The organism is bacterium, from assembly GCA_040757115.1.
Lineage (GTDB): Bacteria > UBA9089 > CG2-30-40-21 > CG2-30-40-21 > SBAY01 > JBFLXS01.
Window position 1 is genome coordinate 1 of record JBFLYA010000173.1, and the last position, 7,957, is coordinate 7,957.

Below are 7,957 nucleotides of genomic sequence, written 5' to 3' on the forward strand. Positions count from 1 at the left end.
TTGAAATGCACTCAACAGGTGCAAGGAGGAACGGCATTTACCCTGTTTCTCTTTATCCTATAGAGATAATAATAAAGGATCCGGTCATAAAAGTCAAGTTTCTTTTTGTTCACAATCAAAGATTTCACAAACTCTCCCATGAGGAGAGAAATATTATTAAATATTAATTATAAATTAATTAATAACTATATTAAACATATTATACGAGGAGGAAAAGAGATGAACCTACTATATTTATCGGCAAGTTTTTACCACATATTGAATACTTTTACAAGTTCTTTTAAAAACAAACAAAGTTTCAACAACTTTGTGACTCTAACTATTGGTTGGTTACTAACACCAGGACGAAAGACTATTACCCGCATAATTCAAACTATAGGTGCAGACAAAAGAAAACATCATAGTTGTTTCTACAATTTCTTTAAAAGGGCTAAATGGGACATTAACCATTTAGTCTATGGAGTATTGAAAATGATCGTTATCACCCTTATCCCAGAAGGAAGCATTGTTCATACTGTTGGTGATGATATCCTAATTCGCCAAGAGCGGGAAAAAGATTCCAGAAACAGGTATATTCAGAGACTCTGTTCTTTCTACCAAGAAAATCCATGTCTTTAGATGGGGACAAAACTGGGTTACTCTCGGTATCATCGTCAAACTCCCTTTCCTTAATAATAGATATATGTGTTTACCTATTATGGCTAAACTCTGTTCTAAAAAACAACCTTATTCCAAAAAAGAAAAGCTCCCTCAAACTCGTTACCAGATAATGATTGAAATGCTTCAACTCCTTGCGTCCTGGCTGCCAAATCGACAAATCATTCATACCGTAGATGGTGCTTATGCTCATGAAACTATAGTTAATCATCTCCCTGCAAATGTTGAAATTGTTAGCCAAATTAGAGCTGATGCTGCCCTTTATGAAAAACCTTCTCTTGAAACTCTAAAGAGACGAGGTGCACCACACAAAAAAGGAAACCGATTACAAAAACCAAAAGATATAGCCAATGACCCTCAAATCCCCTATCAAACTATTCAAGCAAATACCTACGGAGAATCTTCTACCTTTTTGGTCAAACAAATAACTGCTCTCTGGTATAGAGTGGGTAAAAGTAAACCTTTGTCTATCCTTATTGTAAGAGACCCAGAAGGTAAACACCCAGATGCCTTCTTCTTTACCACCCTTCTTTCTTTATCTCCATCAATGATATTGGAACTTATTGCTGGTCGCTGGTCAATTGAAATTACTCACCGAGATAGTAAACAGTATATGGGAATTAGTGAACCATAACTCCAGAATGAAAAATCAGTAAAAAGACAAATTCCTTTTACTTTCCTCATCATGAGTTTAGTAACCATTTGGTATGTGAAATTAACACACCACACTAATCTTAAACTCTTTTTACCATGTTCATGGTATTGACACAAACAGACTCCTTCATTCTTTGATATGTTAGTGGTTCTACGGCACAGCCTCTGGACTAATCTATTTTTTGGTAACTCTACTTTTGAGGTTGAGATGCAAAAAATTTCCAGGTTATCTTGAACCATTTTTATCCACTCAAAAGTAGATAATCGCTTTAACAACGATAATAAAGGACTAAATCCTCTTAATTTTCTTGTTCAGGTGCTCGCGAGAGCATCATGAATGACGAAACTTCAGATGCTATTAGTTTGTATTCTTTAATTTGTTAATAATATATTTTGTTATTGATTCAATATTAACAAAGCTACCTGTGGAATTTAAATCATTATCAGAAACTTCAATATCAAATGTGTTTTCGATTTCCACTATCACTTTAACAAACTTTAAGGAATCTATTCCATTTTCAGAAAACAACTTAAAATCTGTGTTAATAACAATATTGGAATCGATTTTTAATTTATGTACAAAGATATCTATTATCTTACTTTCGATCTCTTTTTCATCCATTATTTAACTCCTGCAATACCTAAATCCGCCGAATCACGTTTTTTTTAACAGTATTGCTGACCACTGTGTACCGATGCTCACGGCGTATAATACGATTAAATCGTCTTTTTTATAGATATTACTGTTAAGTGTATCGGTAATATTTCTAATCGCATCCACATTTCCAAAGTGTCCACCTTTTGGAATATTATCAAGAAAGATTTTACCTATTTCACAGTTTAGAAAATTACTGTAATATTCATAGGCTTCAATGTTTGTATTTACAGGTAAAATTCTCGAAATATCATTTATTCCATGATTATTATTTTTAAGTAATTTTAGAATTAAATTTGAACCGTTTTTAATTACTCTAACTGGGGTGCCTTCCGTCTTAAAAGTATTTTCGTTAATGCTCCCATTTGTGAAAGCACAGTAATCAATAATTTCAAATTCCCCCTTCTTTTCAGTCACTTCCATAATACCTAGCCCATCACTTATAATTGCAGGGGCTAAATAACGCTTTCTGTCATCTTCCAGGAATGAATTGGCTAATATTAAAATATTCTTTGCAGTATTATTTTTTATTAATGCATCTGCAACTTTAATACTAGCAAGCACACCAGAACAGCCTTGTGCAATACTCATAATATTGGCATTGACAAATTTGAACTCCTGATGTAAAGCATAAACAATATCTTCGTTGGCTTCCATTGTATTTGTATAGAATAAGTAATCGATACTATTTGCATCAATGCTTTTTTTGTTAAGATACTCTGTAAGCAAATCTTTATAAATGTTGTACTCATTTTCCCGTTTTTCTTTATATATAAATTCAGTCCCAATTCTAAGTTGGATTGACTCTTTTATATGATCATATTCATTAGCTGAGCTAGCAATTTTAGAAACAATCTCTTCAATTTTGATTTTGGTTTTTGGTAAATAATAATTTGTATAACCAATATTTGAAAATGTATTCATACAATCTCCATTATTCTATATGTTTTTGAAGTTCTAGATTAAATTCCTTTTCCAAAATAGAAAAGAAATAAATAAAACTCTCTTTAAGTATAGGATTTATTTTTAGTATTTTCTTAACAGTTTCTTGATAGTTTTCTGAACTATAAATTCTATAATATAGATCCTTTGCAAATTTATTTAGGTCTGTATAATGTTTTGTCTTTAAAACTTGGCACTCTATTGTCGCATAACTGGGATTCTTATATTTTTCTGCAAGCCATAAATTTTCTTCATCTACCCTCTTTCTTAATCTTGTACCTAAAAAAGGATAAGTAAAGGAAAGTGTAAACCGTGTAAATGGGATGGTCGGGAGTTCTCTATTAATGGCATCTAATACCTCCATTTCTTCATTGGCATATCCTACCATTAGTAAACAGGAAGATAGGATTCCGTTATTAATCGTGGTTTCAAACGCTTTCCTGATATGGTTAAGGTTAATGCCTTTTCTCATTGTTTTTAAAATATTGCTGTCTAGACTTTCAACTCCGTATGAAATCGCGACGACCCCTGCTTTTTTTAAATATATGAGCATTTCGTTATCTACTTCATTTACCCTTCCGAATATAGTTATAGGAGTTTGTAATGAATGGAAGTGGATTTTATCGCATAATTCATACAACCATTCCTTATTACTGGTTAAGCATTCATCTGCAAATTGTATATGATTGACATTATATTTTATTTTTAGAATACGAATTTCATCAATAATATTATCAGGTGTTCTATAGGTAACTTTATTACTCCAGGAAACTCTGTTTGTACAAAATTCACAATTATATTTGCACCCGCGAGATCCAAAAACGAGAGCAGATCTTTGCTTATTTGAAGGAGGATAGTTAAGTGCATGGACTGCATACTGCGAAAAATTAGTATGTTTCCTGTCAGGAAAGGATATTGAATCTATATTCATAATTCTTTCCCTGTTTTCTTCTTCAAAAATTTGATTCCCAACCTTGTGAAAGATACCCTTGCACCTTTCTAGTGGTTTATGATTTTCTATTCTATCCAGCAATTCTGCAAAGGTGGCCTCACCTTCACCTTTAACTGCAATATCTACACATTTATGTGCGATCGCGTTTGGATCAGTCGTAACATGAATACCACCTATAATAGTAATAATCCGAGGGTTAATTTTTTTAATTTCATTAAGCATCTCAATGGTTTGATTGAAATTTGCAGACCAGCATGAACAGCACAATATTTCTGGGGCAAATGTATTAATTTCTAAAAGCATTGTTGCAAAACTTTTATTTGCCTGCTGCAGGACTAATGTTGTATGACCTTGCTTCTCAGCAATAGCAGATAGATATTCTAAGGCCAAAGGTTCAGATATAATATAACTATCATGATCTTCTTTGAACCCTTTTTTTAGGCTGCACGACATCTCAACAAAAATTATCTTCATTTTTTATTCTTCCTTACAATATTATTTAGTGCCTAAACGGAAATTGATTTTTACTTTATATTCTTTTATTTTCTGATTAATTTGTTACCTCTTCAATCTGTAAGCTATATGAGCAGTGAGCATCTGCTGATATTGGATAATCAGGTAAATGATTTTTTCTCAAAATATTTCCCTTGTGGTCTACTCCCGTTGAATGGTAGATAGAGTGAAACAATCCCCAAGAGACCAGACTTTATCGGTAAGGCCAGCAACCATCGCTGGTGTCCGACCCTGATATTCCCCTTCTACAACCTTTATTGGTAATGTCCTTTTTTGTGGGGAGAATTAATTGCTCCCTGCTTCAGTTATCGGCAAACATGTGTATACTTTAATTTAAGCACGTCACCAAACCCTCAACGGGAGTAGACCACCAGGAATATTTGAAGATTAACTAAATTAATTCCTGTTGCAATTAAAGAATTATGAATTTATTTGCCTCACAGCACACAGCTCACGGCAAGTTATCTTCAAGAGTTTATATTTGCTGAATAATCTCAATAATACTTACTTTCAATAAATTCCGTTCAAGCACAACTTACTTATTATAATTTTCGTAATATTCATATGAGCTTTGAATTTTATTAATAAAGGAATCAAAACTAGAATTTTTCCCTTCATAAAAAATGGCGCCTTTGCTTTTCCTTTCCGCTGAATATTTAAATAAATTGGCAAATTCAAAATAAAATTCTTTTAAAGGTAATTCAGTTTTCAAAAAAGTATGAAAACAATCGAAAAACTCTAGTTTATTAATAATGAATTGATCTTTTAATCTAAAATAATCATCAGTACCAAAGAATGGTGTTAATACAGCAAATGTAGGTCGGTCGATATTAAGACGTTTCACTTCTTTTAATAAATTTGCAAAATCTACTTTCGTATAATCCTGACGCACAATAAAATTGGCTCTGATTTCAATTCCGTAACTATGCAGGATTTCTACACATTGATAAGCCATGTTTAAGGAAATCTTCTTTCTATAGATTTTCAGTTCCTTTTCATATATGGATTCCAGACCAATTAATACGGAATCCAAACCAATTTCTGCCCATTTTTTAAAAAGATCAGGATTTCTTACAACACTATCCGATCGTACATACATATGATATTTTTTCTGAATTTTTGCTTCATTAATCCTGTCTGCAAGAGCATGCATCTTCTTAACATCGATAAAAGCTTCATCGTCAACCACATAAATATTCTTGTTGCTTATAGATTTAAGCTCTTCAATTATTTTTTCATTTTGTCGTGTTAAGTACCTGCGATTACATAGTTTCCAGAGTATACAAAAAGAACAATTATATGGACAGCCATATGAAAACCGAATAAGGGACACCGGATCATAATGTGCATGAAAATAGAGATTACTATATTTCTTCAGAAGCTTTCTGTCTGGAGCAGGGAATACATCTATAGATTCAATATCTTTACTATAAGTAAACTGCAACTTACCATCATGATTATAATAATATAAGTTGGGAATATCTATTAACGGCTTATTATCGCTTAAATTGTCCACTAAACTGTGAAAGGTTTCAACTGCTTCACCCGTAAGAATGTAATCCACATACTCAAGGTTTAAATGATATAGGGTCACAGTTGGATGGTGTCCGCCGATTACAATTTTAATTGCTGGAAAATCATTCTTAATTGCTTCCAATAATCTATTACAAGTATGAACAACAACACTGTACGGAACTGAAAGACCGATTAAATTGGGATTTGTCTTTTTAATTATTGTTCTAATATCATCTTTTTCAAATCGCATATCGATGATATCTATATCATATTTATCCATAAGGGGAGCCCCCAGATATTCCAAAGGTAGCGGTTCACAACAACTAAAGTCTTCCGTTAAAACGCAGTAATCTGGTGATGGTGGCCAAATAAGAAGTATTTTCATATTACTTAATTCCATTAATTAATCAAATATTTACGATAAATAATTTGCATTTATCTTTATATAGTCAATGGAATAATCACAAGTCCAAATTGTTTTAGATTTAGTACCTATGTTTAAATCCACTGTTATCGTTATTTCTTTTCCTTTTAAGGAATTCCTTACTTTTTCCAGGGTTTCTTTTTTAGCACAAGGTTCGCCCTTATCTACAATCAGATAATTATTCAAATGCAGCCTGAGTTTATCGTACTTTAATCCAGTCCTGGCTTTACCAATAGCCATTAATATACGACCGTAATTTAACTGTTCACCAAATAAAGCAGTTTTGACCAAAGGTGAATTACCGATTGAATAAGCAATTTGTTCAGCGTTTTCGAAAGTCGGGCTATTGATTACATTAATTGTTATGTATTTTGTAGCCCCTTCTCCATCTCGGATCATTTCCTGAGCCAGCGTTAACAAAACATCTTTCAAGTTCTTGTAGAATAATGCGTACTCATTATCTTTAGTAGTAATCATTTTATTATTGGCAATGCGGTTAGATAAAAAAAAGACTGAATCATTTGGGCTAGTATCTCCATCAATCGTGATACAATTAAATGTCTCATTTACAACATCTTCCAGCATTGCTTTCATCATATCATATGAAATTTTAGCATCGGTAATCACAGTAGAGAGCATCGTTGCCATATTAGGCATAATCATACCCGCACCTTTTACACAGGCACCGATCGTTACGGGAATACCGTTTAATGGGAAAGTAACTGAGGCTTGTTTTATTTTAGTATCTGTAGTCATGGTTGCTTTAATAAAATCTAATGCGCTATTTTCATCACTTTGCAGTTTTTCAACTACCTTAGGAAGTGCTGCAAGGATTTTTTCCATATCTAATTCAATACCGATTACTCCAGTAGAACCAATATAACATTCTGATGTATTAATCCCTAACATTTTGGAAATGACTTGTAGACATTTTATTGAATCTTGGATTCCTTGTTTACCTGTAAACGCATTTGCGTTACCACTATTAATAAGCACAGCTCGTTTTTTTTGAGATAATTTATCATTTTCTTTAGACACTATCACAGGAGAGGCAATGATATCACTTCTGGTATACATAGCCACTCCATATGTATCATTTTGTTCTGAAAATAATAATCCAATATTATTTTTTTTATTTTCCAAAGCAATACCTGCAAACTTGAATCCCTGAACGCTTGACAAACCTGTTTTACTCATATATTCTCCTTTCCAAATTCATTTTAATAATACGGCTTTTTTGATATTTAAAAAATCCATTAAAAAACCCTCATGAGGATCCAAATAATTATAACCACGTTCTAGATATTTATCACCAAATATTTTTAAAATCGTTTTATTATAACATAATTTATTAATTAATTCATTATTATTCGATACTATACTCAAAATTAAAGAATGGGCACAATAAGATTCAATTTCTGCTTCCGGCACCTCAATTACAGTAATGAAAGGGAAAAATAACTGATAATTCCAAAATTGGCATATTACTACGAGATTGTTTAGGTTATGAAGGATGCGAAATGAAAATGCTCTTGGATAAGGGTTTGCAAGTTGCATTCCCGATTTATTTTTCTTGTAATCTGAGTAATAGTGAATTTTGAAAAAGCCCTTTTGGTTTTTAGCTGTAATATTATCAAATAGGCTA

8 protein-coding genes are annotated in these 7,957 nt (G+C 32.3%); 2 read left to right on the forward strand and 6 right to left on the reverse strand.

What is annotated here, in order from left to right:
* The first annotated feature begins 219 nt into the window (after positions 1–219).
* Positions 220–618, forward strand: coding sequence for a transposase (locus AB1422_13775; protein ID MEW6620381.1), 399 nt, complete (start codon positions 220–222; stop codon positions 616–618).
* Between the two features lie 79 nt (positions 619–697).
* Positions 698–1,291, forward strand: a complete 594-nt coding sequence (locus tag AB1422_13780; protein MEW6620382.1) for a transposase — start codon at positions 698–700, stop codon at positions 1,289–1,291.
* A 378-nt stretch (positions 1,292–1,669) separates the two neighbouring features.
* On the opposite strand, the gene AB1422_13785 is transcribed toward AB1422_13780, so the two are convergent.
* The 6 genes from AB1422_13785 to AB1422_13810 all read right to left on the reverse strand — a co-directional run.
* Positions 1,670–1,933, reverse strand: a complete 264-nt coding sequence (locus AB1422_13785; GenBank protein MEW6620383.1) for an acyl carrier protein — start codon at positions 1,931–1,933, stop codon at positions 1,670–1,672.
* A gap of 33 nt (positions 1,934–1,966) precedes the next feature.
* Positions 1,967–2,890, reverse strand: a complete 924-nt coding sequence (locus AB1422_13790; protein MEW6620384.1) for a hypothetical protein — start codon at positions 2,888–2,890, stop codon at positions 1,967–1,969.
* A gap of 10 nt (positions 2,891–2,900) precedes the next feature.
* A complete protein-coding gene (locus AB1422_13795; GenBank protein ID MEW6620385.1) occupies positions 2,901–4,334 on the reverse strand; it encodes a radical SAM protein in 1,434 nt (477 codons plus the stop codon).
* Positions 4,335–4,908: 574 nt separating this feature from the next.
* On the reverse strand, positions 4,909–6,288 hold the full coding sequence (locus tag AB1422_13800) for a radical SAM protein (GenBank protein ID MEW6620386.1): 1,380 nt from the start codon (positions 6,286–6,288) through the stop codon (positions 4,909–4,911).
* A 15-nt stretch (positions 6,289–6,303) separates the two neighbouring features.
* Entirely contained in the window at positions 6,304–7,509 is a 1,206-nt protein-coding gene (argJ, locus tag AB1422_13805) for a bifunctional glutamate N-acetyltransferase/amino-acid acetyltransferase ArgJ (protein MEW6620387.1), read from the reverse strand.
* 18 nt (positions 7,510–7,527) lie between these two features.
* A partial coding sequence (locus AB1422_13810; GenBank protein ID MEW6620388.1) for a hypothetical protein occupies positions 7,528–7,957 on the reverse strand: 430 nt, incomplete at its 5' end.

Bases quoted from the DNA above. Each gene is read 5' to 3' on its own strand.
- AB1422_13775 (MEW6620381.1), top strand. From the start codon at position 220: ATGAACCTACTATATTTATCGGCAAGTTTTTACCACATATTGAATACT.
- AB1422_13780 (MEW6620382.1), top strand. From the start codon at position 698: ATGGCTAAACTCTGTTCTAAAAAACAACCTTATTCCAAAAAAGAAAAG.
- AB1422_13785 (MEW6620383.1), bottom strand. From the start codon at position 1,933: ATGGATGAAAAAGAGATCGAAAGTAAGATAATAGATATCTTTGTACAT.
- AB1422_13790 (MEW6620384.1), bottom strand. From the start codon at position 2,890: ATGAATACATTTTCAAATATTGGTTATACAAATTATTATTTACCAAAA.
- AB1422_13795 (MEW6620385.1), bottom strand. From the start codon at position 4,334: ATGAAGATAATTTTTGTTGAGATGTCGTGCAGCCTAAAAAAAGGGTTC.
- AB1422_13800 (MEW6620386.1), bottom strand. From the start codon at position 6,288: ATGGAATTAAGTAATATGAAAATACTTCTTATTTGGCCACCATCACCA.
- argJ (MEW6620387.1), bottom strand. From the start codon at position 7,509: ATGAGTAAAACAGGTTTGTCAAGCGTTCAGGGATTCAAGTTTGCAGGT.